The organism is Chryseobacterium sp. TQ-BC-N36 (assembly GCF_058382295.1).
In genome coordinates this window covers 2,278,455-2,305,184 of the sequence record NZ_CM178175.1, presented here as the reverse complement: position 1 = coordinate 2,305,184, position 26,730 = coordinate 2,278,455, and the positions used below count along the sequence as shown (strand labels likewise).

At 36.5% G+C, this 26,730-nt stretch carries 18 protein-coding genes and 2 tRNA genes; 10 read left to right on the top strand and 10 right to left on the bottom strand.

Annotation, left to right across the window (positions count from 1 at the left end; translation table 11 throughout):
• Window positions 1-73: 73 nt before the first annotated feature.
• A complete protein-coding gene (locus tag AC3FI7_RS10270) occupies window positions 74-1,303 on the bottom strand; it encodes an ABC transporter permease (protein ID WP_491461984.1) in 1,230 nt (409 codons plus the stop codon).
• Window positions 1,304-1,307: 4 nt separating this feature from the next.
• Between AC3FI7_RS10270 and AC3FI7_RS10265 the strand changes: the two genes are divergently transcribed.
• A complete protein-coding gene (locus AC3FI7_RS10265) occupies window positions 1,308-2,519 on the top strand; it encodes an exo-beta-N-acetylmuramidase NamZ family protein (protein ID WP_343659318.1) in 1,212 nt (403 codons plus the stop codon).
• Here AC3FI7_RS10265 and AC3FI7_RS10260 read toward each other — a convergent pair whose 3' ends face one another.
• Genes AC3FI7_RS10260 through AC3FI7_RS10250 form a run of 3 tightly spaced genes read right to left on the bottom strand, consistent with a single transcriptional unit; the run spans window position 2,520 to window position 4,551 of the window.
• Entirely contained in the window at window positions 2,520-2,726 is a 207-nt protein-coding gene (locus AC3FI7_RS10260) for a hypothetical protein (protein WP_142723157.1), read from the bottom strand. It abuts the gene before it with no gap.
• A gap of 4 nt (window positions 2,727-2,730) precedes the next feature.
• Window positions 2,731-3,363: a DUF3575 domain-containing protein gene (locus tag AC3FI7_RS10255; RefSeq protein ID WP_491461983.1), complete on the bottom strand. Its 633-nt coding sequence runs from the start codon at window positions 3,361-3,363 to the stop codon at window positions 2,731-2,733.
• A 12-nt stretch (window positions 3,364-3,375) separates the two neighbouring features.
• Window positions 3,376-4,551 (bottom strand): thioredoxin family protein, encoded by a 1,176-nt coding sequence (locus AC3FI7_RS10250; protein WP_343659316.1) that lies wholly within the window; start codon window positions 4,549-4,551, stop codon window positions 3,376-3,378.
• A 280-nt stretch (window positions 4,552-4,831) separates the two neighbouring features.
• On the opposite strand from AC3FI7_RS10250, the gene AC3FI7_RS10245 reads away from it, so the two are divergent.
• From AC3FI7_RS10245 to AC3FI7_RS10225, 5 genes are all read left to right on the top strand, one after another.
• Entirely contained in the window at window positions 4,832-6,415 is a 1,584-nt protein-coding gene (locus AC3FI7_RS10245; protein WP_491461982.1) for a histidine kinase, read from the top strand.
• Between the two features lie 130 nt (window positions 6,416-6,545).
• The gene (locus AC3FI7_RS10240) at window positions 6,546-9,119 is read left to right on the top strand and encodes a zinc-dependent metalloprotease (protein WP_228451192.1); all 2,574 of its coding nucleotides are present in this window, start codon (window positions 6,546-6,548) and stop codon (window positions 9,117-9,119) included.
• A gap of 6 nt (window positions 9,120-9,125) precedes the next feature.
• A complete protein-coding gene (locus AC3FI7_RS10235) occupies window positions 9,126-12,458 on the top strand; it encodes a SusC/RagA family TonB-linked outer membrane protein (RefSeq protein ID WP_142723162.1) in 3,333 nt (1,110 codons plus the stop codon).
• A gap of 12 nt (window positions 12,459-12,470) precedes the next feature.
• Window positions 12,471-13,790, top strand: a complete 1,320-nt coding sequence (locus tag AC3FI7_RS10230; protein WP_491461981.1) for a RagB/SusD family nutrient uptake outer membrane protein — start codon at window positions 12,471-12,473, stop codon at window positions 13,788-13,790.
• Between the two features lie 79 nt (window positions 13,791-13,869).
• On the top strand, window positions 13,870-14,631 hold the full coding sequence (locus tag AC3FI7_RS10225) for a LytR/AlgR family response regulator transcription factor (RefSeq protein WP_142723164.1): 762 nt from the start codon (window positions 13,870-13,872) through the stop codon (window positions 14,629-14,631).
• A 416-nt stretch (window positions 14,632-15,047) separates the two neighbouring features.
• On the opposite strand, the gene AC3FI7_RS10220 is transcribed toward AC3FI7_RS10225, so the two are convergent.
• Window positions 15,048-15,120, bottom strand: a tRNA-Phe gene (locus AC3FI7_RS10220).
• A 442-nt stretch (window positions 15,121-15,562) separates the two neighbouring features.
• Here AC3FI7_RS10220 and tssD point away from each other — a divergent pair.
• Entirely contained in the window at window positions 15,563-15,967 is a 405-nt protein-coding gene (tssD, locus tag AC3FI7_RS10215) for a type VI secretion system tube protein TssD (RefSeq protein ID WP_142723165.1), read from the top strand.
• Window positions 15,968-16,409: 442 nt separating this feature from the next.
• Here tssD and AC3FI7_RS10210 read toward each other — a convergent pair.
• From AC3FI7_RS10210 to AC3FI7_RS10200, 3 genes are all read right to left on the bottom strand, one after another.
• Window positions 16,410-16,482: transfer RNA gene (locus AC3FI7_RS10210), tRNA-Phe, on the bottom strand.
• A gap of 109 nt (window positions 16,483-16,591) precedes the next feature.
• Entirely contained in the window at window positions 16,592-18,433 is a 1,842-nt protein-coding gene (locus tag AC3FI7_RS10205; protein ID WP_142723166.1) for a bifunctional lysophospholipid acyltransferase family protein/GNAT family N-acetyltransferase, read from the bottom strand.
• A 22-nt stretch (window positions 18,434-18,455) separates the two neighbouring features.
• On the bottom strand, window positions 18,456-19,694 hold the full coding sequence (locus AC3FI7_RS10200) for an aspartate kinase (RefSeq protein ID WP_142723167.1): 1,239 nt from the start codon (window positions 19,692-19,694) through the stop codon (window positions 18,456-18,458).
• A 323-nt stretch (window positions 19,695-20,017) separates the two neighbouring features.
• Between AC3FI7_RS10200 and fbp the strand changes: the two genes are divergently transcribed.
• A complete protein-coding gene (gene fbp, locus AC3FI7_RS10195; RefSeq protein ID WP_142723168.1) occupies window positions 20,018-21,034 on the top strand; it encodes a class 1 fructose-bisphosphatase in 1,017 nt (338 codons plus the stop codon).
• Window positions 21,035-22,039 carry an o-succinylbenzoate synthase gene (menC, locus tag AC3FI7_RS10190; protein WP_491461980.1) on the top strand — a complete coding sequence of 335 codons (1,005 nt, stop codon included), beginning with the start codon at window positions 21,035-21,037 and terminating at the stop codon, window positions 22,037-22,039.
• Window positions 22,040-22,473: 434 nt separating this feature from the next.
• Here menC and AC3FI7_RS10185 read toward each other — a convergent pair whose 3' ends face one another.
• Window positions 22,474-23,604, bottom strand: coding sequence for an alpha/beta hydrolase (locus AC3FI7_RS10185; protein ID WP_491461979.1), 1,131 nt, complete (start codon window positions 23,602-23,604; stop codon window positions 22,474-22,476).
• A 155-nt stretch (window positions 23,605-23,759) separates the two neighbouring features.
• Between AC3FI7_RS10185 and AC3FI7_RS10180 the strand changes: the two genes are divergently transcribed.
• Entirely contained in the window at window positions 23,760-25,433 is a 1,674-nt protein-coding gene (locus AC3FI7_RS10180; RefSeq protein ID WP_142723171.1) for a glutamine--tRNA ligase/YqeY domain fusion protein, read from the top strand.
• A gap of 376 nt (window positions 25,434-25,809) precedes the next feature.
• Here AC3FI7_RS10180 and AC3FI7_RS10175 read toward each other — a convergent pair whose 3' ends face one another.
• Window positions 25,810-26,706 carry a 3-hydroxyacyl-CoA dehydrogenase gene (locus AC3FI7_RS10175; protein WP_491461978.1) on the bottom strand — a complete coding sequence of 299 codons (897 nt, stop codon included), beginning with the start codon at window positions 26,704-26,706 and terminating at the stop codon, window positions 25,810-25,812.
• Between the last annotated feature and the right edge of the window lie 24 nt (window positions 26,707-26,730).

Sequence of the window (26,730 nt, the reverse complement as noted above, 5' to 3'; positions counted from 1 at the left end):
TATTATCTATTATCTATTATCTATTATCTATTATCTATTATCTATTATCTATTATCTATTATCTATTATCACATTAGTTGTACTTAATAGCCTTCACCGGAGAGATCTTACTGATCAGATAGCTCGGGATAATTAAAGCCAGGGCTGAAATAATAAGAATTCCTACTGAGATAGAAATAATTGCAATGGGATTAAGATCTACAGGAACTGTACTTACATAATAGTTTTCAGGATTAAGTTTGATTACTCCGAAGAATTTCTGAATCAGAATAAGTCCTAATCCGATTGCATTTCCATACAGAAGTCCCGGGATCATAATAATAAGGGTATAGTTGATGAAGGTTGCCCTTATCTGTGAATTGCTCGCTCCCAATGTTTTAAGAAGACCAATAGAATTTGTTCTTTCAATAATAAGAATCAGAAGAACCATGATGATATTGATGACGACCACAATCAGCATGATGATAATGATGAGGGCAATATTGGTGTCAAAAATACTGATCCAGTCTGTGATCTGAGGAAATTTTTCAGTTGCTTTTTCTGCATAATTCTTATATCCGATCAGTTTTTCAATCCCAGAGAAATCTTTATCAATATCATTTACGTTTTTCAGAAAAATATCTATTCCACCAATTTCATCAGGCTTCATATCCTGAATTTTCCTTGCGTGATTGATTCCACCGATAACAAATTGCTCATCAATAAGTTTAATATCTGTTCTATAGATTCCTATAATTCTGAATTTACGGTAAAGTGGTTTTTGATCAGCTTTTAAGAAAACGGTAACAATACTGTCATTCACTTTAAGGTGTAGGTCATTGGCTACTTTTTGCGAAATAGTAACATCATTGTTGAACCCTTTCTCTGTCACTTTCGGAGTAGTACCGGCAATAAGGAATTTTTTAAACCTCAAGCTGTCAAAATCCTTTCCTACTCCCTTAAATATGATTCCTGCAAAATTGTGTTCATTACGCATGATTCCGGTAACTGTCACGTATTTCTGAATACTTTCAACATCAGGAAGTTCTTTTATTTTTGCAATATTCAGCCCCTGATTGTCAAGCACAGAAGTATTATAAGAAGAATTTGATCGCGTAGATCTTACCGTGATGTGTCCACTGAAATCTGCCAGCCTCTCTTTAATCGCTTTTTTGGAACCAAAACCAGTGGCCACCGTAATTAAGGAAACAATGATTCCTAATGCTACGGAAAGCCTGCCAATGAAGATGATAACCCTTGAAAGGTTATTTTTGTTATCTTTGGAAAATGCTATTTTTCTGGAGAAATATAAAGGAAACTTCAAGCTTATGAATTTAGATTTCAAAATTAAAAATTTACTTCTGATTTGCCTAATTTTTTTGGGAGTATTCAACCAATATTATTCTCAGACTCAGGTTCAACAGGATTTTAAAACCGGCGCAGACCAGCCAGAAGTATATTTGCCACTGTTAAAAGATAAAACAATAGGAGTGGTAACCAATCAGACAGGCCTGATGAGCGACAGGACACATCTGGTAGATTTTCTGGTGAAGAATGGAATTAAAATCAAGTCTATTTTTGCTCCTGAGCATGGTTTCAGAGGAGATGCCGATGCGGGTGCAAAAGTGAAAAACGGAGTAGATGTGAAAACAGGAATTCCTATCGTTTCTCTTTATGGGAATAATAAGAAACCCACACCGGAGCAGCTTGCCGGAATTGATATTGTCATTTTTGATATTCAGGATGTTGGGGTAAGGTTTTATACCTATATTTCCACTTTGTCTTATCTGATGGAAGCCGGAGCTGAAAATAATATTGAGGTTATGGTATTGGATCGCCCCAATCCACACGACGGATATACAGATGGACCGGTATTGAGAAAAAAATGGGCCAGTTTTGTAGGGCTTCACGAGGTTCCTGTAGTGTATGGACTTACGATAGGAGAGTATGGAAAGATGGTTAATGGTGAAAAATGGCTGAAAAATGGTGCTCAGGTTAAGTACACCCTTGTTCCTATGAAGAATTATCATAAAAAACAGCGCTATATGATGCTTGATAAACCTTCTCCTAATTTACCCAATGATAAAGCGATCAATCTATATCCAAGTCTATGCTTTTTTGAAGGAACACAGGTTTCCGTAGGAAGAGGAACAGAACTTCCTTTTCAGATTTATGGCTCTCCATGGACTGAAAAACTTCCTTATCAGTTTACTCCCAAGCCGAGCTACGGAGCTAAAGATCCTTTTCTGAACGGGAAACTGTGCTATGGTGAAAATCTATCCGGATATCCCAAAGACCTAAGAGAATTGAATCTTGAATGGGTGATTAAAGCTTATCAGAATTTTAAAAATCCTGAACTGGGCTTTTTTTTAAAACCTGCATCAGGGAAAAATTTTTGGTTTGACACATTGGCCGGGACTGATGAATTGAGAAAACAGATCATCGCCGGAAAATCAATTCCGGAAATCAAAGCTTCATGGAAAAAAGATCTGGAAAGTTTTGAAAAGATTAGAACCAGATATGTGGTATACAAAGATTAATTAGTCAAAATTCTGAGGTGGATTTTTATCATTTCTGCCTTTATTCAATATAAATAATCCGACGGTTAATCCCACAACTCCTGCAAAAGCAGTCATTAAAGCCCTCTGTAATTTGTCAGGCAGATCATTCCCGATATAATTCATTAGAAAAAGAATCACAAAAGTGATTACTGAAATAATGATATGATTTTTTCCGAATGGCTTCATTGTATTATTTTAATTTGTAGGAAATCATTATGCCTCCTCTGTATGGGATGATCTCTCCGCTTTTATTAAATTTTTCTGCAGAATCATAGCGTAAACCGGTTGAACGGTCATATCCTTTGTAAAAACCCTGTGATGTTCCTACAGTAGCATAAATATCAAGATTTAAGCGGTCAGATAACTGAAATTGATATCCGCCTGTAATACCCAGCATAATAGTAAATCCTTTTTGATAAAGGTTAGTATTCAAAAGAACATCTCCGTTGTCTTTATAAAAATATCCGTCATGCCAATAACTCCACTTTTGAAGATTATAAGCTGCAAAACCAATATTTGCTCCTAAATACCAATTTTTAAAAGCTTCTTTAAAATAATATCTTCCTTCAACAGAGAGAGAATAGATTTGTAATTCATGTCCTGCAAAAGATTTCCAGGGCGAAATGAAAACATCCCCCTGTAAGGTGTATTTGGGACTGATCTGTTTTTCTATTCCAAGATTTAAAATTCCTATGGGTGCAAATAAAGCATTTCCTTTTATGTATAAACTCTTATCCTGTCCTCCTTGTTCCCGCTCCTGGGCACTTAATGTTCCTGCTGAGAGAGAAGCTACAATGCCTGCTGCTAATAATTTATATTTCATGTGGTGTGTATGTTACTTTATCTGTTTTAATAATTCATCTGCCAATTGAGAATCTTTATTGGTCTGAACAGCCATATTTTTAGACATCTCAGCATAGCTTTTTGCGGTTTCTTTATTTCCGTTAAGGTAATAGAGTTTAGCAAGAATATAAGTGTTTTCAGAAGTTTCTCCCCTCATCACAGATTTTTCTGCCCATTCTGTTGCTTTTTTTAGTGAAGATGGTGTCTTCACATGATCTGCAAATATCCAGGCGGCTCTTAAAAGTTCATTAGGATCAAAGGCATCCGAGTTTTTATAATAGTCTAAAGCAGCTTTTTCATATTCAGGAAAATTGCTGTTTTGTTCATAATAGCTCAATTTTGTCTGATTAAGCTTCTTAACAGCGGCTTCTTTTCCTACTAATGGCTCAGCGTTTTTCATAAAATAATCATCGTTGATCTTTTTATTTTTATCATCGATAGACTGCTCCATTATTTTTCCTAATTTTAACTGAGCATCAAACTCGCTGTATGTTTCTTCAGGAAGAAATTTAATGATTTCGGCTTTTCTGGATGCAAAGACAGGATAATTAGCATCTTCCGATGATTTTACAAAATAAAGAAGAAAGCCAATTTCATCCTTTGTGAGTTCTTCCGTTTTCTTTTTGTTCTGGAAATATCTTTCAGAAGCTTTTTTAGCGAAGTCATAATCTGAGTTGGCATTAAGTTTCATAATGTTAATCAGAAATTCCGGGTCTTTTTCACCACTTGCAAAACGATCTTTAAGAGACCCCTTTTTATTTCCAGGTGAATTGATATCCTGAGCCATTGCTACAAACAGACTTTCTTCCATGTATCCTGTATTTCTGGATACAAGCTCACCCTCACCGTTTAGGAATAGATAAGTAGGGTAGGAACGTACTCCGAATTTAGAAGCGATGTCTCTGCCTTCCCCTTTTTCCATGTCAAATCTTGCGTTAATGAAGTTGGTATTGTAATAATCACTGACCGATTTCTGAGTGAAAACATTTTTTTCCATCATTTTGCAGGGGCCACACCAGGAAGCATAGGCATCAATAAAAACCAGTTTTTTTTCTTTCTTGGCTTTTGCGATGATATCTTTGAATGGCAGCTCCTGAAACTGTATAGATTCCTGAGCAGACACAACGATGGCACAAAAAATAGATATCCCAGAGATGATCTTCTTCATTTTCAAATAAGATTTGTAGGCGAAGATAATTAATTTTCAAAATATACCATGCTGAATCTGTCGTATGAATGATGATATTAACTAATTTTATGACTTAAGACCATTGAACTAAAATTCAAAAAATAATTATTTTTATACTGCTTTAGAATTGAAATTTATTCTCTTCTCTGTTTTAGAAAAAAATAAATCTAAATTTAATTCACTTTTCGGTCCTGAAATCTTTGTTATATCTTTGCAAACGAATAATTTATAAATAAAGGAACTCCCAATTTTAGAGAAATTGATTATTAATTTTAAACACGCTTTATCCAAAAAGTCCATTTATATCACTGCTTTGTCTGCCTGCCTGATTGCAGTGGCGGCATTTGCTGTTTTAAGTCTTCTGATTACGGAAGACAGCCGTAAGAATACCGATGATTTTGCGAAGAAAACTTTCTTCAGGAAGTATGAATCGATAGAACATGAATTCAGAAATATTGAAGATTATCAATATATCCTTCGTGCATTGATCCAGAAAGATGGGTTGAAAAACTATAAAGACTATTCTTTGGTTTTAAATGATTTGAATAAAAAAAGAAACCTGCTGCCATACAGCTGGTATTATTACGAGAATAAAACTTCAGGAAAAATAGAAAGTAATAATCCGTTATCCGTTATTTTTAAAAATACCAGGAATAAAGAAAAATCTATTGTTCTCAAAAATAATGGTCCGGGGCATTTCAAAGATCTTTTGGTTACAAAAAAAGACAGTATGTTCTGGGTGAGCTATGATTCTTTAGAACTGCCTGATAAGAACAAACTGTATTATGGCTCTACCGTAAGCCTGGATGATCTCCATCAATATTTTATCAATGTTGATAAGAGCTCCAATACCTATGCCTTTGTCTTCACCAAAGAAGGAATCTGCATTACACATCCCGAAAAGAAATATATAGGAAAGAATATTTTTGACTTTACAGATATTAAGCCCGCCGATACATTGGCCAGTAAAACTGAAGCGGGATACATCAAAGGAACAGCTGTCTCGGAATATCTTGGCGTAGAGGTAACAAGGTTCATAAAACCATTAAAGACTGATAATTTTGACGGATATACGGTTGTGAACCATGTCAATTTTATAATTGATGAAAATATCAGTAAGATAAAAACCTATACTGTTTATATTTTTCTGGCCGCATTATTCCTTATTGTAACAGTCTTTATTTTATTCCTGCGGGCAACCAACCTCGCGTATCAGGAAAAAGAAAAAATACAGTCTGAGAAAAACTTTCTTCTTATTGAGAATGAAAAAATGCACAAAGCAGAAGTGATCAATCAGCTTCAGCAGCTTAAAAATAATATTAATCCGCACTTTCTTTTCAATTCACTGAACTCTCTTTATATGCTGATCGGAATCAATAAAGAGAATGCTCAGAAATTTACTATGAATCTTTCTAAGATTTATCGGTACCTGATAGTGCCTCCGAAAGAAAATATTGTTCCGGTTTCTCAGGAAATCAAATTTATACAACAGTATATGGAGCTTCTGAAAAGCAGGTTTGATGAAGAGATGAAATTTGAACTGATCATTAATGCTCCTGAAAGTCTGGAAAAAAGAATTCCTTATTTATCTCTTCAGATTGCCACAGAAAATGCAACCAAACATAATATAGCAACAATAGACCAGCCTCTGGAAATTATCATTATTGTTGACAAAGACGGGATTACAGTAAAGAACACCTGGCAGCCTAAAACAGAACCGGTGCAGGGTGAAAAGTTCGGAATTGATTATTTGAATCAAATTTATGGATATTTTAAGAATAATCTTCTTCATATTTCTGTAGATGGTGAATATTTCATATGTTTTTTGCCTTTATTGAAGTGAAAATAAAAATCCATTCACTCCCGAAAACTCACCATTCACTCCCTAATATTATTTATATGATTCATGATACCTATAGCTTTGCTGGCTGAAACTAAGATATTTACTATTTGGAATGAATCGGACTATTTTAATGAAGAATTACAGGCTTGCACTGTATCTTGGTCTTGCTATGGCCTCACCAATGGCCGTAGCACAGAAAAAAGATAAAGATACAGTAAAGGTCAACAAAGAAAAAACGGACAAAACAGAGACCTCTTCCTCAAAGAAAACAAAAAAGATTGAAGACCTGATCAAAAAAGGAACCTATAAAAAAGGGCTTTTTAATACGATTCAGGTAAAAACGGATATTTATTTTGAGATTCCTGATAGCTTGATGGGGCGTCAGTTTTTGGTGGTTAACAAACTCTCTCAGGTACCCATGCAGGTGAATGAGGCAGGTTTGAATAAAGGAATGAATTATGAAAATAAGGTCATCTCTTTCCACCGTGATCCTGTAGCTAAAAAAGTATGGGTGAAAACTGTGGTGCCTAAAGTGTCATCTCCGAAGAATGATGCCATTACAAAATCCGTAAAAGATAACTTTTCAGAATCTGTCATTGAAGTCTTTGATATTGAAGCACAAAATAATGATTCTACGGCTGTAGCTATTAAAGTGAACAAGGTTTTTGATGGGAACCAAAAGAGTTTTAATGATGTTCTGGCTAATGTAGGATTGGGAGGATCTGTGAAATCAAGCCTTTCCTATATAGAAGGAGTGAAGACGTTTCCAAAGAACCTTGTGGTGAAATCTCAATTGTCTACTTCCGTCAATGAAGGTGGAGTAGACTTGCCGGTAACCTTGGGTGTTACGACGAATCTGGTACTTCTTTCTAAAATACCGATGAAACCAAGAGTAGCGGATTCAAGAGTAGGATTTTTCTCAGAAAAACACTGGTCGTTTAATGACAATCAGCAGAAAATGGATGAAAAATTCTTTATTACCAAATGGAATCTTGAGCCCAAAGATGAAGATAAAGAAAAATATTTAAAAGGAGAGCTGGTAGAGCCTAAGAAACCGATTGTTTATTATATAGACCCGGCAACTCCTAAACAATGGCGTGAAAAAATCATTGCCGGAGTACATGACTGGCAGGCGGCGTTTGAGCAGGCAGGATTCAAAAATGCAGTGATTGCGAAAATGCCGGATGAAAAAGATGAAGATTTTGATATTGATGATGTAAGATATTCTGTGATTACTTACGCCGCTTCGCCAAAGTCAAATGCAATGGGCCCCTCTGTAGTAGATCCGAGAAGTGGAGAAATTATCGAAGCAGATATCATCTGGTGGCATAATGTAATGACTTCTCTTCATGACTGGATGAGAATTCAGACAGGACCTATAGACCCGAAAGCCAGAGGAAATAAGTTCAGTGATGAACATATGGGTGAAGCGATCCGTTTTGTTTCATCCCATGAAGTAGGACACACTTTCGGACTGAAGCACAATATGGGAGCTTCATTCGCTTTCCCTGTAGAGTCGCTTCGTTCTAAAGAATTTACAGACAAAATGGGAGGGACAGCTCCTTCTATTATGGATTATGCCCGTTACAATTATGTAGCACAGCCGGAAGATGGTGTTACAGCTATCACTCCAAAAATTGGTCTTTATGATAAATATGCCATAGAATGGGGGTACCGTTGGTATCCGGATGAATTTACAGAGAAAAAGGCGCTGAAAAACTTAATTGAAAAACATCAGGATGACCCGATGTATTTCTATGGAGAACAGCAGAGTTATCTGGAGACCATTGATCCGCGTTCGCAGTCTGAAGATTTGGGAGATGATGCCATGAAAGCCAGCGAATATGGGATGAAAAACCTGAAAGTGGTCATCAATAACCTTTTGAAATGGACGTATGAAGATGGTAAAGATTATACGGATACCGGAAAGCTGTATCTTGGGGTAATCGGGCAGTGGGATCTGTATACAGGTCATGTAATGGCCAATGTGGGTGGAATTTATCTGAATAATACTGTTTTTGGGAACAAAAAGAAAGCTTACGAAGCAGTTCCTGCAGAAATTCAGAGAAGAGCGGTTGATTATCTTCTTAAAAACGCTATCAACCTTCCGGAGTGGCTATTCTTTAATCCAATTACAGAAAAAACGTATCCGGTAAAAGATTCACCAATGGGACCATTCGAGCAGACGCCTTATACGCTGGCAAGAGGAATGCAGTATGCGAATATCTATTCCCTGTTTATGGATGACCGATTGCTGAGATTGCTTGAAAACGAGCTGAAGCATCAGGTTTCAGGATCTAAAGAAGAGATCTACACGGTAGAAAATTTATTTGATCAGGTAAGAACAGCCATTTTCAGTAAAAAAGGAAGTCTTACAATGCTTGAAAAGATGACTCAGAAAAATTATGTGGATGCCTTAATTGTTTCGGTGAACAAATTATTTGAAAAAACAGCAGTGAAAGGATTAAAAGCAGATGATACCCTGAATATCCCGACCATCTGTAATTTTCATGAGGAAGATCACGGTTTGAGGAATATCAATTACTCATCCATGAAGAGAGTGTCTGAAGTAACTACCTACAAAAGAGCGGAACTTCAGAAAGTTCTGGATTTACTGAACAGAACAAGGTACAGAGGTGATGATGCTTCAAGAGCACATTACACAGATTTAATCATTCGTATTCAGGAGGCTTTAAACAAATAAACGGCTATGAAAAAAACTCTAATACTTTTACCTCTTTTGGCTGCTAATATAGCAATGGCCCAGCAAAAGAAAACCATCACCGGAAAAATAGAAGACGGAAACACTTCTCAGATTATTAGCGGTGCATCTATAAAAATCGAGACCCAATCGGTCTCTACAAAAACAGAACTGGAAGGAATTATCGAAAGTGTATCAGTAGGTACGGTAACCGATAAGGACGGAAAATTTATATTGGAAATTCCTGCTGATACAAAAACTGTATTGGTAAGTTACCCCGGTTATGAATCCAGGGTCATTCAGCTTAATGAAGGACAAACGAATTATACCATCAGACTGACTTCTGAAGTTTCAGATAAAAATAAAATCCAGGAAGTAATTATCACCGGTTACCAGAAAATTGAAAAACGCAAGCAGACTTCAGCCGTTTCTACCGTGAAAATGGATAATATCAGCCAGGCTGGTGTGGCCAGTGTGGATCAGATGCTGGCAGGACAAATTGCCGGTGTGGCAGTAACTCCCGAAACCGGGGCTCCTGGTAGTCCTGCGAAGATCAGAATCAGGGGTACAGCTTCTCTTTCCGGACCTCAGGATCCGCTATGGGTAATCGACGGGCTTCCGTTGGAAGGAAATGATGTGCCTAACTTTACGGATAAAGACAATATTGACCAGCTTCAGAACTTCTCTATCGCAGGTTTGAACCCTAATGATATTGAAGATATCACCATCCTTAAAGATGCGGCTGCAACGGCAATTTACGGAGCAAGAGCTGCAAACGGGGTAATCTCCATCACAACAAAAAAAGGGAAAAAAGGAAGTTTAAAATTGAATTTCTCTGCAGATACTTTTATTACAGCACGCCCTGATTTTGATAAACTGAACCTTTTAAATGCCTCTGAAAAAGTAGACCTGGAACTGATGCTTGCCAAGCGTGCAGATCTTACTTACCGTGCAGATAAGGGAGAAGTGATGAGAATTCTGACTCAGAATAATCAGCTTGATGCTTTCAGAAACGGAGGTTTTGACGCATTGAACTCTTTGACCCGCCAGCAGATCAACGGGTTAAGAAACAATAATACAGACTGGGGTAAACTACTGTACAGAAATGCTATCAACAAACAATATGGGTTAAGTGTTTCCGGAGGGAGTGACCGTGCTGATTACTATTTTTCCCTGGGATATTACGATGAAGAAGGAACAACTATCGGAACAGGTTTTAAACGTTATAACCTGACTCTAAAAAACAACTATAAATTAAGCGATAAGTTAAATGCAGGAATTTCTATTTTCGGAACGCAGAGTGAACGTACATCTTTTGTAACGGATGCCGACGCTTCAATCAACCCTGTTAATTATTCAAGAAACGCCAATCCATACCTGAAACCATTCAATGCAGACGGAAGTTACAATTATGATAGAGATATGGATGGTTTTGAAGACCGTTATATTCCTTTCAACTTCCTTGAAGAAAGAGAAAATACCAATTATTCGTTGAAGAATAACTCTTTAAAAGCTATTTTAGATTTAGAATATAAAGCTTCAAAAAGTTTAAGATTTACCTCTCAGTTAGGAATCCAGTACGATGCAAACAAAACGGAGAAATTTGCAGCGGAGAATACTTACTTCACCAGAAAAATGAAAGAAAATACCCGTTACTATAAAGATGGTAAATACAACTACTTTCTGCCGGCTGGTGCGGTAAAACAAAACTGGGATAATGATTTCTTTCAGTACAACTGGAAATTACAGGCGGCATACAGCACAAAGATCAATTCAAAACATGAAATTGATTTAATGGCTGGAACGGAAATCCGTAAAACAGAAGACAATACAACCATTACAAGAGCTTTCGGATATGATCCGACAACAAGAAGAGCTACAGCAATTGTTTTCCCGAACTCAAGTTTTGCAGCAGATAAAAGATATGAAACCTACCGTGAGGCAGCACCTATAGAGAATGCTTATGCTTCTATGTTTGCTACAGCATCTTATACTTATGATCAGAAATATACATTCTTTGGAAGTGTGAGGTATGATGGAACAAACCTGTTTGGGGTAAATAAAAAATATAAATACCTTCCGATATGGGCTATTTCCGGTTCATGGCTGGTAACGAGAGAGGACTTTATGAAAAATATCTCTGCAGTATCCAACCTTAGGCTGAGAGCATCTTATGGTCTACAGGGAAATATTGACAGAAATACCTCACCATTCTTTATCGGTGAATATAATGATGCCACAATTCTTCCGGGAGGAAAAGAATCCATTATCAATGTTCTCAGCCCGCCGAATGATAAGCTTAGATGGGAAAAAACTACAAATACCAACTTGGGACTTGATCTGGGAATGTTCAAAAACCGTGTTAGCCTTACCGCTGATGTATACAGCAGAAAAGGTACGGATATGATCAGTATGAAGGAAACTCCGCTTGAAACCGGATTTGAATACACGATGATGAACTGGGGAAGTTTGACCAATAAAGGTTTTGAATTGGCATTATCTACCAGAAACATCGATCATGAAAATTTCAAATGGACGACTACCATCAACTTTGCTCATAACAAGAGTCGGGTACTGAGTGAGCAGCCACGCGATAATTCATTGCTTCCTTCCAGAGAAGGCCTTCCTGTAAATGCTGTTTTTGCTTTGAAAACTGCAGGAATGGACGAGCATGGAAACCCATTGTTCTGGAAAGGAGATCAGAAAATTTCAGCAGCAGAGTTTTTTAAATTATACGATGTATATGCAGACTTCCTGCCAGGGCAGCTGGTGGATACAAAACTTTCAAACGCTGAACTGAGGAGCCTGTTCACATACGTAGGAGACAGGGATCCGAAATTTACAGGAGGGATTATCAATACATTTAAGGTACGCAATTTCGACCTGACGGTCTCTGCAACATTCAACCTGAAGCAGACGGTAATGAGAACTCCTTCTTACCGCGGTATGGAGTTCGACAGAGGAAGAAATTATACAAGAGATATCTATGAAGCAGGAGGTTCACTGCCAGGGATTACAAGTCCTGATATGGATGCTAATCCTGACGGATGGATGGCTAATAAATGGTTTGCCGGTAACCGTTCAAATGCATACAGTTTATTGGATGTTTGGGCGAAAGAGATCAGTTATGTAAGAATCAGCAGCATCCGTTTAGGATATACATTGCCAAAAGAATTTACAAATCCTATGGGAATTTCCAGTCTGAGGCTGAGTGTTGAAGGACGTAATCTTTTTGTATTCAGTAATGGATATAAAGGATATTTTGATCCTGAAACGTATGGTAATATTTATGCACAGCCTATCACCAAGTCGGTGACCGTAGGATTTAATGTTTCTTTTTAAAACTTCATAAAAATGAGAAAAATTACAACAATCATAGCACTTGCAGCAATCAGCCTAATCAATATCGGATGTGACAGGTTTTTAGATATTCAGCCTGAAGGAAAAATTATTCCTACAACCACTGAAGATTATCGGAAAGTTCTTACTTCTGCTTATTCAAAATATCCTGTTCATAAATCTCTGGTAGCGCTTCGTACCGATGAGGTGAATATTGATGATAATTCTGCGGATTTTATCTCCTACCGTGAAATTGCCATGTGGAAAGATTCCAATAATGATCCAGCCTCTACAGAATTTCCATGGGTAAGCTTTTATTCGGTGAACTTCTATCTGAATCAGATTATCAATGAAGGAAGCAAGACTATGCAGGATTCGCCTGAGAAAAACCAGATTTTAGCAGAGGCTTATGCGCTTCGTGCCTATCTGTATTTTGATATGGTGAATTTATACGGAAAACCGTACAACAGTGCTACCGCTGCTACCGACAGAGGAGTGCCGATCAGCCTTGAAATTGATCTTGAGCAGGTACTGAAGCCATCTTCTGTACAGGAAGTCTACAACCAGGTTCACGCAGACCTTAAAAGATCAGAAGACCTGATGGTAGAGCAAAAGCAGGCAGTGGGAGTGAACTACAGATTTTCAAAAACGGCATTGCTCGCCTTTGAGGCAAGAGCGGCTCTGTATGAAGGAGACTGGAATAAAGCTGTAAACTATGCAGATCAGGTGCTGGCAGTGAAAGCAGATCTTGTTAATTTGAATACTGTAAATACACCCCCTAACCATTATGCTTCCCCGGAATCTATTCTGGCTTTGGATAATACATGGGATAATTCGATAAAGAATTTATCTTTTGCATCTCCGGAGCTGATTTCTTCATACAATACTACGACTGATAAAAGACTTGGCATATATTTTGAAAAAAATGGAAGTAAGTATAAAGTGATCAAAGGAGGTAGCTTAGAATTCAAAGTGTCTTTCAGAACAGCAGAACAGTATTTTATAAAATCTGAAGCATTGTTAAAGTTGAATAAACTTGCTGAAGCGAAGGAAACACTTCTGAAAGTATTAAAAAACAGATACACTCCGGACGGATATACTTCAGTACAAAATACAGTGTCTTCAATGGATTCTACAGCATTTATGAATTTTATCCTTGATGAAAGATTCAGAGAATTTGCTTTGGAGGGGCAAAGGTGGTTCGACCTGAGAAGAGCCAATCAGAAAAAAATAAGCCACACCATCAGTGGTAAAGAGTATATTCTTCAGCAGAATGATCCGCGATATACTATTGAATATCCAATGAGTGCAAAGAAGAATAATCCTAATTTATAGAACTTCATATCAAATTCAATACAGATGAAACCGCTTGAACTTAATTGTTTCAGCGGTTTTTTTGTACTTTTGCATCATCATGAAAATTGCCATTCTAGAAGATGAACTGCTGGCTGTGAATTATCTGAAAAACCTTCTGGATTCACAGAATATTGTCCCTGTTACAGAGACGGTTGTTCTTCGTTCTAAAAAGCAGGCAGTTGATTTTTTTGAGAAAAATTCCGCAGATCTTATCTTTATGGATATTCATCTTGGTGATGGGATGAGTCTGGAGATCTTCGAACAGATAGAGCTTTTTGCGCCGATTATTTTCATTACTGCATTCGATGAATATGCCATGAGGGTTTTCAGGCATTTTACAATTGATTATCTTCTGAAGCCCTTTGAAGAAGAGGATTTGCATAAAGCATTACAGAAATTTATCTCTATCAGGAATAATTTTGATCCCGAGCTTACTCTGAAATCTATTTCCAGTTTGCATCAGGGAAATGCTGATATGATGAAACGTTTTATGGTGAGAGATGGAAATAAGCTCAAATCAATAGACGAGCATAATATAGCTTATTTTTTTGCCTCCGGAAAATACCTTTTCCTTACCACAAAAGATCACCAGACCTATATCTATGATGATACCATTAAAGATATTATCCAGAAACTGAACCCGGATGTTTTCTTTAAAATAAACCGTAAGTTTATCATCAATAAGGAAGCTGTTTCTCAAATCATTAAGCATTCCAGTCAGAAAGTAGAAATTAAGCTCTCGCCTGAACCGGAAGTAAATGCTGACGTTTTTATCAGTAAAATGCAGATTGCTGAATGTCTGAACTGGCTGAATACTTGATAAGAATTAAATCTACATTATTATTTTTCCTTAATCATTATTTGCTAAGCGAATGAAGAAAGGGATCAGTCTCAAAAGTTGGGGGAATATTGTTTAAACTAACGCAAAGTTTTTAGCCTCTTATCTCATATTTTCAAGGGAGCAAAGGATGGAATCAATTTCATTGATTCTTTCTAAGCAAATACATATCCACTAAGCTTTTTCAGCGACAAAGTTACACTTCTTAGCTTCCTGAAATAAAACATTTGAATCATTTTTCTTTGCGATTAAAAAATGACCTGTCGTTCAATAAAAAGTATAGATTTTGTACTAGCCCTCAACTTTTGCACTTGATTCTAAATATTAAATCTTTGCGTTAAATTCTGCTTTAAGGGTACAATACAAAAAAACCTCTAAAATAAATTAGAGGTTTTAAGTGGTTTCTCCAGGAATCGAACCAGGGACACATGGATTTTCAATCCATTGCTCTACCAACTGAGCTAAGAAACCATTTATGTTTTTGTTTATTACTTCGTTGTTTTAAAGTGATGCAAAAGTATAACATTTTATAATACGGTGCAAGTATTTTATTTTATTTTTTTGAAGAAATATCGTGATAAAGCTTGTTTTTGATTTCAATGTGTTGTTCATCAGTGTTTTGATAGATTCTTTTTTTTCCATTTTTTAATTTTTTTCTTATACTTTACTTTTTTCAGATGGATAAAATTGCCCGCTGCATTTTAAACATAAAAAAAATAAGTCGATCTTCAATAGGGTGAAGTGACAAACACCTTATTTATAACATCTAATAATCCTAACGGTTGTTAGTCGTACTATTACTACAGTTTTTGAAATTTAATAAGAAATATAATTTGCTTTTTGTAAATACGTCTATATTTGGTGATATATAAAACGAACAATCACAATATATTAACCATTAAAATTTATAATCATGGCAGAAAGAAATTCAAGAGGAATTTTAAAATTCAACAACGGTGAAGGACAAAAATTATTAAAACTTAACTACAGCGTATCCCGATCTACAGATGTATCAGGGCGTGTAGCATCAGATCCTTCCAATGCGCTTATCAAAATTACGGTAGAAGCTACTGAAAAATCAGACATCCTGGAAAGCTTATTGAACGGAAAATACAAACCTACCGTAGGAGAAATCACCTTTAACAAATCTCATGAAGAGGGGACTTTAACAACATTGAAATGGACAAACGGTTATGTTATCCAACATGAAGTAGATTTCGATGCAGTAGATGAAAACAGCATGTACATCAGTTTTGTGGTAAGTGCAGAACAGATAGATCTTGGAAATTCTTCTTATTTCGGAGCATGGCCTTCTTAAGCATATTCAGAATTTACATATCGGGCAGAATAGTATATCCACCCGTTCAGGGGATGCTGTTCTGCCTTTTTTAACTTATAGAACTCTTGGTTATATGCTAAAGCATATTTGGCCAACTAGAAGTATTTTATATTTATCAACTGTCTGAAAGGTGAGTCTTCACCGGAAACAACCGTGTGGTGAGGCTGGATATGATGAATGGAAAATTATCAAACACTTCAAGCGTTTTCGTCTGCAGTAAAGTGCAGGAGGGCATCACAAATCTTTTTGCAAAAATAAATCATTACAAAGATATTTTATCAAAAACTTCAGAATGCAGCTCAGAGGAGTGAAGGACAGAACATTTTTCTCTTCAGATTAACAAAACTTTTTGCTTAGCCCCAACTTTTGCACCTGATCTCTTAAAAACAAAAAAACCTCTGACTAATCAGAGGTCTTCAAGTGGTTTCTCCAGGAATCGAACCAGGGACACATGGATTTTCAATCCATTGCTCTACCAACTGAGCTAAGAAACCATTATATTTTTGTTTGACTTACTTCGTTGTTTTAAAGTGATGCAAAAGTAGTAAGTTTTAGTATACAAAGCAAGTGTTCATCGTACTTTTTTTGCATAAAATTAAAAACTTACTGATTATCAGCCGGATTATTTTCCTGTTCTTTTCTTATCTGTTCACTCATCTCTTCCAATACCGGTTTGATCGTGTTTTCCGGAAGATCACTGATTCGGATATACATCAGTCCGTCGATCGCATCATTGAAATTTGGATCCACGTTAAAAGCAATTACTTTAGCATTTTGCTTGATGTATTTTTTAATCAGAACAGGAAGCCTCAATTCAGGTTCAAGATCATCAATGATCTTGTCAAGTTTATTAAGGTCAGATTCCATTTCCTCAAAGAAAATGTTTTTATCCCTGTCGCGAAGCTTTACCTTATATTCATTTCTGGGAGTGATATATTGAGCTACAGCAGAATCAAAATAATTTGAACGCATAAACTCAATCATCAGGGATTTTGAAAATTCTGAAAACTTGTTGGAAATACTCACGCCACCCATAAGGAATTTGTGGTCAGGATTTCTCAGGCATACATGTACAATTCCTCTCCATAAAAGGAAAAGGGGTAATGGTTTTTGCTGATATTCCTGGCAGATATAGGCACGTCCCATTTCAATTACTTTTTTGAAGAAAGGATGGATGTCCTGCTCAAATTCAAAAAGAGAACTTGTATAGAAGCCTTTGATGCCATATTTCTTCATCACCTCTCTTCCCAATGCCATTCTGTAAGCCCCGGCCAGTTTTTTCTCTCCGTTGTCCCATAAGAATAAATGGTGGTAATGTTTGTCATACTCATCAAGGTCAAAAGGAAGATTACTTCCTTCTCCTACAGCACGGAAGGTAAGCTCTCTCTGACGTCCGATTTCCCTCATGATAGAAGGGATTTCCTCATAAGTCGTAAAATAGATCTCATAATTTCCGTTACTGAACAGCATTTTATCAGTCCCCCTCAGTTTATTCACATCTTTAATGATATCTTCCAGAGGAGTTTCGTCAATGATATTCTGAACAATATTTTCTTCTTTTAACAAAGGAAACTTTACTGATAAATTCTGAAGGTTGATGCTTTGAGCAAGGGATTTTCTCTTTTCATAGTAAGATTTCATCATATATACCTTACGCTTCAGAAACTCTCCCAGTTCTTCAATCGTTTCCATTTCATCCATTGCTTTTACCGTGATGGGGCGCCCTATCCTGATTCTGATAGGTTTTTCTCTGTCATTCATCATTTCAGCGGGAAGCATCAGGGTCTGTAAATTGGGATGAAGTTTAGCGACCTGATAAAAAAGTCGGCTGTTCTTGGCATGGAAATACATAGGAACTACCGGCACTTTAGCCATTCTGATAAGCTTAAGTGCCGTTTTTTCCCATTCTTTATCTAAAATTTCTCCGTAAGGATTGTTTTTATTGGAAACTTCTCCTGCCGGAAAAATACCTACGCAGCCTCCGTTCTGCAAATGCTTGAGTGTTTCACGCATTCCTGAAGAGCTGCTGTAAGCTTCTTTTCTGTTTTCAAAAGGGTTGACAGCGATTACATATGGTTCCATAGGTTTGATCTTTTCCAAAAGGAAATTACCCATTACCTTAAAATCAGGGCGAACCTCTGTCAGGATCTTGCACATCAGGATTCCGTCAATAGCACCCAGCGGGTGATTGGAAACCAGAATAAACGGTCCCGTTTTCGGAATCTTTGCCAGATCCTCTTCAAAAGCTACATAGCTTAGGTTTCTTTCTCTCACAAATGAGTCGAAAAAGTCTTTGCCTTCCTTGTCTTTTAATTTATCGTACAGTTTATTTACTTCATTTATTTTAGCAATGCTCATTACAGCAGATGCTACCGGGTTCTTGAGGAACCCGATTTTATTTAAGCCGGAAGCTTTGATCAGATCGTTTTTCGAAATTAAACTCATGTGTGTTTAGTCGCAATTAATATTATTGTGTTACCATTTGAAGAGTATTCTTGGAAATTTGTTCCAATAATACATTTTTTTCATGGTAAAATTGATCAATGTGATCCATCTTCGCATTTCTTACTGTGAATAAAGATACATTTTTAATTGCTTCGGTTTTAAAAATTTTTTGAAGCTCTTCATTGAGCTCGTCAATATGATTAAACTTGTCCTCAAGGCACAATGCCAGGGAGATTGCAGAATTCTGCATCAGGGAAACCTTGATCTTATATTTGGATAAATATCCGAAAATTAAGCTCATGTGATCTTCTGCAATAAAAGAGAAGTCTCTTGTGGATATTTTCAGAAGATCCTGGTTTTCTTTCAGAATATAAGATTCCTCCTGTTGATTTTTGTCGGAAGCTCCTACTTTTGTCCCTTCTTTAGTAGGATCTACGAAAGATTTTACATAAAAAGGAATGTTTTTTTGCTGCAGCGGCTGCAATGTTTTCGGGTGAATGACGCTTGCTCCATAATAGGCCATCTCAATAGCTTCCTCGTAAGAGATATTGGAAAGAAGAGTTACATCACTGAATTTTCTTGGATCTCCGGTCATTACACCCGGTACATCTTTCCAGATCGTCATCGCCTCAGCATTTAAGCAATAAGCAAAAATAGCAGCAGAGTAATCAGAGCCTTCTCTTCCTAACGTTACGGTAAAATTATTGTCGTCAGAACCGATGAATCCCTGAGTTACATAGCAGATTTCAGGATTAAGATTCGAAATAAATTCTTCAGTTCTTGTCCAGTCTACCGTACCTTCTCTGTATGAATTATCTGTTTTAATATAATCCCTGGCATCTAACCACTGATTGATAAACTGGATTTCATTCAGATATTCACTCACGATTTTAGTAGAAATCATTTCTCCGCAGCTTACTACCTGATCATACACAAAGTTGTAGTTGGGAGACTTATTTCTTCTTAAAAAAGAGTCAATGTCATCAAAGAAGAGATTGATTTCAGCGAAAACCGCATGATTTTCAGGGAAAAGCCCCTCCGCAATCTCAATGTGTTTTCGTTTTATCTTTTCAATCTCAGTTTGATAGTTATCTTTTTTGAAATAAAGTTCTACAACTTTTTCCAACTCATTTGTCGTCTTGCCCATTGCTGAAATCACCAGCAAGCATTTGGCAAATCCCTGGCTTTGTAGAACCATAGACACGTTTTTTACACTTTCAGCATCCTTTACTGATGCTCCACCAAACTTGAAAATTTTCATTAAATTGTTAAAAATAAAATTGTTAGATAAAAAATTACATGAGTTTTTTACGGACGTCAAAATTATAAATTTACAACGAGATATGAAATAGCCAGCCGGAATGACAGAATTAAGATTTCCTTAAAATCAATAATTAATGAAATAATCATGAATTTTCATGAGCCTGATGCCCCAAATCCGGACATGAAATTTTTGATCGAGATCCCGAATTATGATATGCTGCTATGTATTATATTGAAATACAGTGAGTAATAAAGGTTGTAATTAAATTTTCTTAATGAAATAAATTTTCCGAAATTTGGGCAAAACGTAAAAAGAAAAATATGTCAAATCAACCATTACAGACTTTAGGAGAATTTCTTATCGATAAACAGGACGATTTTCAGTATTCTACAGGGGAATTCTCTCGTCTTCTAAGTGCAATAAGATTGGCTTCGAAAGTGGTAAACAGAGAAGTGAATAAAGCTGGAATTGTAGATATTACAGGGGCTGCAGGAAATCAAAACGTTCAGGGAGAAGAGCAGCAGAAACTTGATGTGATCGCTAATGAGATTTTTATTACGGCTTTGTCTCAAAGAGAGGTTGTTTGTGGTATTGCTTCTGAAGAAAATGATGATTTTATTGATATTAAATGTGGTGAAAACGGTCATTTAAGTAAATATGTTGTATTGATAGATCCTTTGGACGGATCCTCCAATATTGATGTAAATGTTTCCGTAGGAACTATTTTCTCAATCTACAGAAGAGTTACTGAGCCTGGAACTCCGGTACAGCTGGAAGACTTTTTACAGAAAGGAATTAATCAGATTGCCGCAGGTTATGTTATTTATGGGTCATCTACCATGATTGTTTATACAACAGGAAACGGAGTCAACGGATTTACTCTGGATCCTTCTTTGGGAACATATTATCTTTCTCATCCTAATATGACTTTCCCAAAAACGGGTAAAATCTACTCCATTAACGAAGGAAATTATATCAAATTCCCGCAGGGAGTAAAAAATTATCTTAAATACTGCCAGATGGAAGAGGGTGACCGTCCTTACACTTCAAGATATATCGGTTCTTTGGTAGCAGACTTTCATAGAAATATGCTGAAAGGAGGAATTTATATCTATCCTTCATACTCACAAGCTCCAAACGGTAAATTAAGATTGCTGTACGAATGTAATCCAATGGCATTTCTTGCAGAGCAGGCAGGAGGTAAGGCAACAGACGGATTCAGAAGAATTCTTGAAGTAGAACCTACAGAACTCCACCAGAGAATTCCGTTTTTCTGTGGAAGTGTAGAGATGGTAGAAAAAGCAGAAGAATTTATGCGTATTGACAGCGTAAAATAAATGGAAGCAACGTATTTAAAATATTTATTACAATTTAAACGCCCGAGTGGAACATCTCGCGGCGTTTTGCTTGATAAGGAAACCTTTATCCTGACTGTTTCTGAACAAGCAAATAAAGGAATAGGAGAATGTGCCGTTTTCAGAGGGTTGAGCTTTGATGACAGGCCTGATTACGAAGAAAAATTACAATGGCTTTGTGAAAACATCAATCAGGATAAGGCTATTCTTAAAGAACAACTGAAAGAATTTCCATCAATCTGGTTTGGATATGAGCAGGCTATTCTGAATCTTAGAAATGGTGATCATCTTTACTTTCCAAGTGAATTTACCGAAGGTAAATCTGCCATTACCATTAATGGACTGATATGGATGGGAGATGAAGAATATATGGAAGAGCAAATCCAGGATAAACTGGAAAAAGGTTTTCACTGTATTAAGCTAAAAATAGGGGTTGACTGGAATTCTGAATACACCATTCTTCAGAAACTAAGACAGAAATTCTCCAAAAACCAGCTGGAACTTCGGGTAGATGCAAATGGCGGTTTCAGTAAAGATGAAGCGGTGGTTGTTTTGCAGCAGCTTGCCGATCTTCATATTCATTCTATAGAACAGCCTATCAAAGCAGGAAACTGGGATGATATGGCAGAATTATGCGCAAAAACTCCTATTCCGATTGCATTGGACGAGGAGCTGATCGGGATTATAGATGCTGAAAAAAAGAAAAAACTCTTAGAAGTAATAAAGCCTCAGTATATTATTTTAAAGCCTGCTTTGGTAGGAGGTTTTTCCGGTTCGGATGAATGGATTTCCCTTGCTGAAAAGCATAATATAGGTTGGTGGATTACTTCAGCTCTGGAAAGTAATATAGGGTTGAATGCTATTGCTCAATACACTTTCACCAAAAAAAATCCAATGCCACAGGGTTTAGGTACCGGATCTTTATTTGTTAATAATTTTGAATCCAATCTGGAACTCAGAAATGAACTGTTAAGATTCAAAATATAATCGCAGGAAAATTAAGTAACATGATAATGGACATAGTGCACATGATCTCCAGTACCTAACATCTGGATTCCAATTATTACATCCAAGAGGTGACCTTTCTTTTAATTTTATAATAATTTATTTGATATTTAGCCATAACAATACATTCTTACATTATGTATGTAAAAATTATTATAATTCGGATAGTTTCTGTTTAAAGTAATTTTTGTTCGAATAAATTACGGTTTTAAAAGTTGTTATTCAGTTAAATCACATCTTTTACGAAGATGGCTTTTTTTATATAATTTAATATAAAAGAAACCTTTTTTTTAATCTGTCCCATAATAAAATATTGTAATTCCCTAATGTATGAATTAGCAATCTTTATGCCATACTATAGAGCTAAGCTAATTTTAACATAGAGTTTATTTTTTTAGAGTTATTTTAATTATTTGTTAAGAAATAATTGTAAAGGTGTTTTCGTTTTCTTTAGTTCTGTTGGTAATGAGGTTCCTGTCTATTCCGTATAGATTCTGGAAAATATCATGCTGAACCTGAGAGCTGGAAAGATACCCCCAGTGGTTTCCCACTTCATATTTAAAGCTGCTCAGAAGATCATCCTTCACAAAAGTGCAGTCTATAATAGACACAATATCTTTATATCGGTCAATATCACTTGGACCATTTTTTCCAAGTCTTGGGGTCAGTATATTTTTCGAAAACTGCGAAATTCCCAGAACGGCATCCTGTCTGTTTAAGTAGATAGAAATTCTGTTGGCCAATAATGGCAGTTTATTAAATGCATCCTCGGAATCTTCAAATACTTTATAGCTCACATCGGCGTTCAACAGTAAAACCTGGTCGATAGCCCGCAGGATATTCTCTCTTTTAAGACTGTACAGCATACTTTGAAGCACCCTGTTTCCCATAGAATGAGCCATGATGTGAATTCGTTGATTACATGGGTTGAGATCCCGGTTGGAAAAAATATCTTTTAAAAACTGGGTATAGAAATAAAACAGTCTCATCAGAGATGTCCCGGAATTGATGCTTGATGCCTTGTCGTCAAAATAGCTTAATGGAATAATACTGCCAGATGCAGGCCAGCTAATAAATAAAATATGTTCTACAGGTGATGCCGGATTATCGATGAATATTTTCTTAAGGTCAAGAATGGCTTTTAATTCGTCATCAAAATCATACAAATAACCATGAAGAAATATCAGCACATCACTTCTGTCTTTTGTGGAAGACATATTTTTGTAGAGCTCATAGAACATTCTTTGTGTGCCTCCGAGATTATTAGCTGTAAGAGAGGATTTTTTAATTCCTTTTTCGCTCAGAAGGACATCCAGAACTTCTTCATAACCCTGTTTTTCAGGTTCGGAAAAAAGGGTGTAGTTTAAAATATTTCTATTGGTGTAATCTTTTTTCTTTTTGGCTTGTGCACTGGGCTCTTTATAGTTGTCAAAATCACACTTAGCGATCCTGAAATTAGGAATTGAATATTCATCATTGGAAAAAGAGTCTGCTTTTTCACCTTTGTGCCTGATGATTTTACGGTTGCTTAGGATATAAACGGCCATGATTGTTAATTGGTTACAATGGTTTTAGCTTTTCCTAAATTAACAAAAAATATTGAATTATAACAGATACGGCTTTTAAATTATCATTTTTACAAACGCTTATTTTTCCGTAACTTTGTGAAACTTTTTTTGCTAAAAAAATAAAAGCTACTTTAATGGAAGAAGAAAAAAAATCCCTCAATTTTATTGAGCAAATTATTGAAGATGATCTGGCAAACGGGCTGAAGAAAGATCAGATCCGTTTCCGTTTTCCCCCTGAACCCAATGGTTATCTGCATGTAGGGCATACAAAAGCCATCTGCATCAACTTTGGTCTGGGTGAAAAATACAACGCTCCTGTAAACCTTCGTTTCGACGATACGAACCCTGAAAAAGAAGAGCAGGAATTCGTAGATTCTATTAAGAAAGATGTTGAATGGCTTGGGTTCAAATGGGATAAAGAATTGTATGCATCCGATTACTTCCAGCAGCTTTACGATTGGGCAGTCCAGTTAATCAAAGAAGGGAAAGCTTATGTAGATGAGCAACCATCTGAAGTGATTACCGAGCAGAGAAAGAACCCTACAGAACCGGGGGTGGAATCTCCATACAGAAACCGACCGGTTGAAGAATCTTTGGATCTGTTTGAAAGAATGAAGAATGGAGAATTTGAAGAAGGAACAATGTCACTCCGCGCAAAAATCGATATGGTTTCACCCAATATGAATATGCGTGATCCTGTGATGTACAGAATTCTGAAAAGACCTCATCACAGAACAGGTACAACATGGAAAATCTATCCGATGTACGACTGGGCACATGGTGAATCTGATTACCTTGAGCAAGTTTCCCACTCTTTATGTTCATTAGAGTTTGAAAATCACAGACCTCTTTATAACTGGTATCTGGATCAGGTATATGATGAATCGAAGGTAGCTCCTAAGCAGAGAGAATTTGCAAGAATGAATGTTTCCTATATGATTACTTCCAAAAGAAAGCTTCAGAGACTGGTCGCCGAAGGGGTAGTAACCGGATGGGATGATCCCAGGATGCCCACTATCTCAGGGATGAGAAGAAAAGGATTTACTCCGGCTTCTATCAGAAACTTTATTGAGAAAGTAGGAGTTGCGAAAAGAGAAAATCTTATCGAAATTCAGTTACTTGATTTCTGTGTGCGTGAAGATCTGAATAAGGTTGCCAAGCGTGTGATGGCAGTAGTAGATCCAGTGAAATTAGTGATCGAAAATTATCCGGAAGATAAGGAAGAATGGCTGGAAACTGAAAATAATCCTGAACAGGAAAATGCTGGAACAAGAGAAGTGCCATTCTCAAGAGAAATCTATATTGAACGTGAAGATTTCAAAGAAGAAGCTAACAATAAATTCTTCAGACTTAAATTAGGGGGAGAAGTTCGTTTGAAGTCTGCTTACATCATCAAAGCTGAAAGAGTGGAGAAGGATGAAAATGGTGAGATTACAACGATCTACGCTACGTATGATGAGAAGAGTAAATCAGGAAGCGGAACAGAGGAAAGTTTGAGAAAAGTAAAAGGTACTTTACACTGGGTATCTGCAAAACATGCAATTCCTGTAGAAGTAAGAATCTACAACCAGCTGTTTACTGTAGAACAGCCTGATGCAGAAAAAGATGTAGACTTCTTAAACTTTATCAATCCTGATTCTGTAACCACTGTGAAAGGATTTGCTGAGCCAAGTCTGAAAGAGGTTGCTATTGGGGAACCATTACAGTTCCAGAGAATCGGATACTTTACAAAAGATCAGGATTCTACAGAAGATACGTTGGTATTTAACCGTACAGTAACATTGAAAGATTCTTATAAACCTGAATAATTTTCAGGAATAGATCATAAAACAGAAACCAGGACTTCATTTGGAGTCCTGGTTTTTTGTTTTTGTCGGAAAATGCAAAGCTGTTAAAATTTTATACATGGTGAATATTTAAGGCGCAAGGAAATCGAAGATTTCCTGCAAATGCAACGCTTAATCAATCAATATTCTTAGTTCTCAAAATCAACAGTGTAAAATTTTATCATAGATAAAATCCTTGCGTCTTATATTATATAGAAAGGAATAATCTTGCTCCTTTGCGTTTTCTAACAGATACATATAAACCATAATCAATTCCAAGGGGGTAAAAAACAAAAAAGCAAGACTTCATACAAGTCCTGCTCTTATTTAATAGTTTAAATATCTGAACTATAAGACTCTACTTCAAAAAATCTTTGTCGCGGTATTTGGGGTTGGGATATTTATAAAATCCTTCTCCTGTGAGTACACCCAGCTTTCCTTTATCAATATAATCCTTTTTTAATTTTTCTACAGCTTTGATTTTCAACGGATCCTGAGTTTCTTCAGCTTCCATTTTGTTGATGTTATAAGCTGTTGCAATACCTACCACATCCAGGATGCCAAATGGTCCTGCAGGTGCTCCTGTAGCTACCATCCATGTTTTGTCAATTGTTTCAATATCTGATACTTCATCTATCCAAAGATTGACTGCCGCTCCGAGCAATGGAACCAATAATGAGTTGACTATATACCCCGGCTGTTCCTTCTGGATAGGTAGTGCTACCATTCCAATAGCTTTTGCAAATGCAATGACTGAATCAAATACTTCCTGCGAAGTTCCAGGATGGCGCATTACCTCTCCGGTATTGTGCTTCCAGATTTCATTCGCAAAATGGAGAGCTACAAACTTCTCCGGTCTTCCTGTATCTTCAGCAAACTGACTCGGAAGGAGAGTAGAGGAGTTTGTTGCAAATACTGTTTTTTCCGGTGCTGTTTCAGCCAGCTTATGATAGAATTCCTTTTTAATGGCTGGATCTTCAGGAACAGCTTCTATCAGAAGGTCAGCAGCTTTTACTGCTTCAGTAAGATCAGATGAATAACTGATTTTTTTAAATGTAGCATCAAGTTGCTCCTGTGTTGCACCTAAATCCTGCCGGTAAGCTTCACTTAAGCCTGCGAATTTGCCTCTGGCTTTTTCCAATACTTCATCATTGATATCGTATACGGTAACGTTGAAACCATGATAGGCTGTTTGGAAGGCAATCTGATATCCTAATACGCCACTTCCTGCTATCGTTATATTTTTAAAATTCATGAGATTTATTTTTATTTTTTGAAA

Bases quoted from the DNA above. Each gene is read 5' to 3' on its own strand.
- AC3FI7_RS10265 (WP_343659318.1), top strand. From the start codon at position 1,308: ATGAATTTAGATTTCAAAATTAAAAATTTACTTCTGATTTGCCTAATT.
- AC3FI7_RS10260 (WP_142723157.1), bottom strand. From the start codon at position 2,726: ATGAAGCCATTCGGAAAAAATCATATCATTATTTCAGTAATCACTTTT.
- AC3FI7_RS10255 (WP_491461983.1), bottom strand. From the start codon at position 3,363: ATGAAATATAAATTATTAGCAGCAGGCATTGTAGCTTCTCTCTCAGCA.
- AC3FI7_RS10250 (WP_343659316.1), bottom strand. From the start codon at position 4,551: ATGAAGAAGATCATCTCTGGGATATCTATTTTTTGTGCCATCGTTGTG.
- AC3FI7_RS10240 (WP_228451192.1), top strand. From the start codon at position 6,546: ATGAAGAATTACAGGCTTGCACTGTATCTTGGTCTTGCTATGGCCTCA.
- AC3FI7_RS10235 (WP_142723162.1), top strand. From the start codon at position 9,126: ATGAAAAAAACTCTAATACTTTTACCTCTTTTGGCTGCTAATATAGCA.
- AC3FI7_RS10230 (WP_491461981.1), top strand. From the start codon at position 12,471: ATGAGAAAAATTACAACAATCATAGCACTTGCAGCAATCAGCCTAATC.
- AC3FI7_RS10225 (WP_142723164.1), top strand. From the start codon at position 13,870: ATGAAAATTGCCATTCTAGAAGATGAACTGCTGGCTGTGAATTATCTG.
- tssD (WP_142723165.1), top strand. From the start codon at position 15,563: ATGGCAGAAAGAAATTCAAGAGGAATTTTAAAATTCAACAACGGTGAA.
- AC3FI7_RS10205 (WP_142723166.1), bottom strand. From the start codon at position 18,433: ATGAGTTTAATTTCGAAAAACGATCTGATCAAAGCTTCCGGCTTAAAT.
- AC3FI7_RS10200 (WP_142723167.1), bottom strand. From the start codon at position 19,694: ATGAAAATTTTCAAGTTTGGTGGAGCATCAGTAAAGGATGCTGAAAGT.
- fbp (WP_142723168.1), top strand. From the start codon at position 20,018: ATGTCAAATCAACCATTACAGACTTTAGGAGAATTTCTTATCGATAAA.
- menC (WP_491461980.1), top strand. From the start codon at position 21,035: ATGGAAGCAACGTATTTAAAATATTTATTACAATTTAAACGCCCGAGT.
- AC3FI7_RS10185 (WP_491461979.1), bottom strand. From the start codon at position 23,604: ATGGCCGTTTATATCCTAAGCAACCGTAAAATCATCAGGCACAAAGGT.
- AC3FI7_RS10180 (WP_142723171.1), top strand. From the start codon at position 23,760: ATGGAAGAAGAAAAAAAATCCCTCAATTTTATTGAGCAAATTATTGAA.
- AC3FI7_RS10175 (WP_491461978.1), bottom strand. From the start codon at position 26,706: ATGAATTTTAAAAATATAACGATAGCAGGAAGTGGCGTATTAGGATAT.